Origin of the sequence: Bacillus sp. SIMBA_074 (genome assembly GCF_046534555.1) — a bacterium.
Taxonomy (GTDB): domain Bacteria; phylum Bacillota; class Bacilli; order Bacillales; family Bacillaceae_G; genus Bacillus_A; species Bacillus_A mycoides.
In genome coordinates, this window is record NZ_JAWRYM010001107.1 from 1 (window position 1) to 242 (window position 242).

1 pseudogene is annotated in these 242 nt (G+C 44.2%); it reads right to left on the minus strand.

Annotated features, from left to right (window positions below):
- Positions 1-242: pseudogene (locus tag SB773_RS34180) on the minus strand (D-alanyl-D-alanine carboxypeptidase family protein); the annotation flags it as partial.

Genomic DNA, 242 nt, shown 5'->3' on the forward strand with positions numbered 1-242 from the left:
TAATTGATCGGTCTTAACAGAGTATGGTCCTAGCTCATTAGCTGGCAAACCTGTGGACGTGACAAACGAGGTGTTTTTCATTCCGAAGTCTGCTGCCTTTTTGTTCATCATCTGAACAAAGTTGGCTTCGCTTCCTGCTACCTTTTCTGCAAGAAGCACCGTAGCATCATTGGCTGAAACGACTGCCATAGCTTCGTACAATTGTTTAACTGTAAACGATTCCCCTTTATTCAGGTAGACCC